The sequence below is a fragment of the Anaerosporobacter sp. genome (assembly GCF_965301125.1).
This window is the reverse complement of the sequence record NZ_CBDLAM010000347.1, coordinates 1-2,075: the sequence shown is the minus strand read 5'-3', so window position 1 is coordinate 2,075 and position 2,075 is coordinate 1. Positions and strand designations below refer to the sequence as shown.

Below are 2,075 nucleotides of genomic sequence, written 5' to 3'. Positions count from 1 at the left end.
GAATAAGCAGACAAAATTATAGATTTATGTGGTTTATAATAGTAAATATTGAACAAAAGGAGATAAGATGAAAGAGCAAAAAGTGTTATCAGGCGGAAAGCTTGCTGGTGGAAATCCAGAAAATGAGCGAGTAGAAAATGATTATTACGCTACAGATCCTAAGGCTGTCAAATTGTTATTAGACAACTATAAATTTAAAGGAAAAGCATTTTTAGAACCATGTGTAGCTGCTGGAAATATAGCAAGCACGGTATTGGAATACTACAACAGTAATTGTTTTGTTGATGGAATTGATATTGTAGATAGAGGGTATCCCAATACTATTGTTGCAGACTATCTTACATATAAAACAGATGATAAATACGATTGTATAATAAGCAATCCTCCATTTTCTTTAGCTAAAGAATTTATAGAAAAAAGCTTAAATTTATTAAATGATGATGGTCAAATTGCAATGTTTTTAAAAATTCAATTTCTTGAAGGCACAAAAAGGAAAGAATTTTTTCAGAATAATCCACCAAAATACATATATGTGTTTAGAAATAGAATGGCCACATGGAATAATGGCGATGCAATAGATCCAAAAACGGGTAAAAAATGGGCAACAACAATGTGTCACGCATGGTTTGTTTGGGAAAATGGCAGTAGAACAGAGCCAATAATAAGATGGTTATAACATGAAATTCCACTTTGGTACGATGTGTTAGAAAGGATATATAAATATGAAAGTAGAAGAGTTAATTGATAAATTAGTAAGATGCGATCCAAATCTTGATGTTAGTTTTTGCCACGTTCAAAGGATAAGTGAATCTGAAAAAGAATTAGATGAAGACGAAACGTGGATTACTACATATGGAAGTATTGAAACTGTAAATCAACATGAACATGGAGTGTGCTTGTCTTTTGTTGAAGAGTGACATATGAAATCAGGTTTTTTATATGACAATTAAATGGATATTTGTTAATAGGGTCTATTATTAAAGAGTAAATGATATTATAATATTATCAAAAAGGAGTCATGCTCTAAGACAATATGCATGGATGAGATTATGAAAGAAAGAAATTATCATGAACAACTTAATATAGATAATACAAAGAAGCTGCGTGAATTGATTAAGGAACTTCCTCCATATGTGGCTACATATTTCCGAGGGATAGAACATACGACAGCACCAAGAACCCGTATTGCATATGCGATAGATTTACGTACATTCTTTGAATTTATTCATCAAACGAACCCTCTATATCAAGAAAAAGAGATTCGTAGTTTTGATTTTGATCTATTAACCAAATTAGAATCCACAGATATTGAAGAATATCTAGATTACCTTAAGCTATATACGAAAGATGGTAAGGAATATACCAATGATGAACGTGGTATCAAACGTAAATTAGCTGCCTTACGTTCCTTCTATGGATACTTCCATAAGAACAAGATGATTAATGAAAACCCTATTCTACAAGTGTCTATGCCTAAACTTCACGATAAAGCCATCGTGCGACTTGATGTAGATGAGGTTGCCACTTTACTAGATACAGTAGAGTCCGGTAGCAAACTAACGGATAAGCAACAAGCTTTCCATTCCAAGACAAAAGAACGTGATTTAGCAATAATGACTCTTCTTCTGGGTACAGGAATTCGTGTATCAGAATGTGTTGGTTTAGATCGTAAAGATGTAGATTTTAATAACACACGTATTAAAATCACTCGAAAAGGTGGTTATGAAGCTTATGTATATTTTGGAGAAGAAGTTACCATGGCACTACAAGAGTATCTTGTAATACGTAACGAGATCCCAGCTGCCACAGGACATGAAGATGCACTCTTTTTATCAATACAAAAGAAACGAATGGGCGTTCGTAGTATAGAGCTTCTAGTTAAGAAGTATTCTAGTACCGTTACTACTATGAAGAAAATCACGCCTCATAAGTTACGTAGTACCTATGGTACCTCTCTTTACCGTGAGACAGGCGATATCTACCTAGTAGCAGATGTCCTCGGACACAAAGATGTTAATACAACAAAGAAACATTATGCGGCAATCGAGGAAGAGCGTAGACGCAGTGCGAAGGAT

The 2,075-nt window shown here is 33.9% G+C and carries 3 protein-coding genes; all 3 read left to right on the top strand.

What is annotated here, in order from left to right; translation table 11 throughout:
- Positions 1–67: 67 nt before the first annotated feature.
- Positions 68–676, top strand: a complete 609-nt coding sequence (locus ACW2QF_RS19780; RefSeq protein ID WP_455717734.1) for a hypothetical protein — start codon at positions 68–70, stop codon at positions 674–676.
- A 46-nt stretch (positions 677–722) separates the two neighbouring features.
- Positions 723–917, top strand: a complete 195-nt coding sequence (locus tag ACW2QF_RS19775; RefSeq protein ID WP_455717733.1) for a hypothetical protein — start codon at positions 723–725, stop codon at positions 915–917.
- Positions 918–1,049: 132 nt separating this feature from the next.
- Positions 1,050–2,075 (top strand): tyrosine-type recombinase/integrase (locus tag ACW2QF_RS19770; RefSeq protein ID WP_455717732.1); only part of this gene is annotated, 1,026 nt, incomplete at its 3' end.

Excerpts from the sequence above, each read along its gene's own strand:
- ACW2QF_RS19780 (WP_455717734.1), top strand. The coding sequence starts at position 68 with ATGAAAGAGCAAAAAGTGTTATCAGGCGGAAAGCTTGCTGGTGGAAAT.
- ACW2QF_RS19775 (WP_455717733.1), top strand. The coding sequence starts at position 723 with ATGAAAGTAGAAGAGTTAATTGATAAATTAGTAAGATGCGATCCAAAT.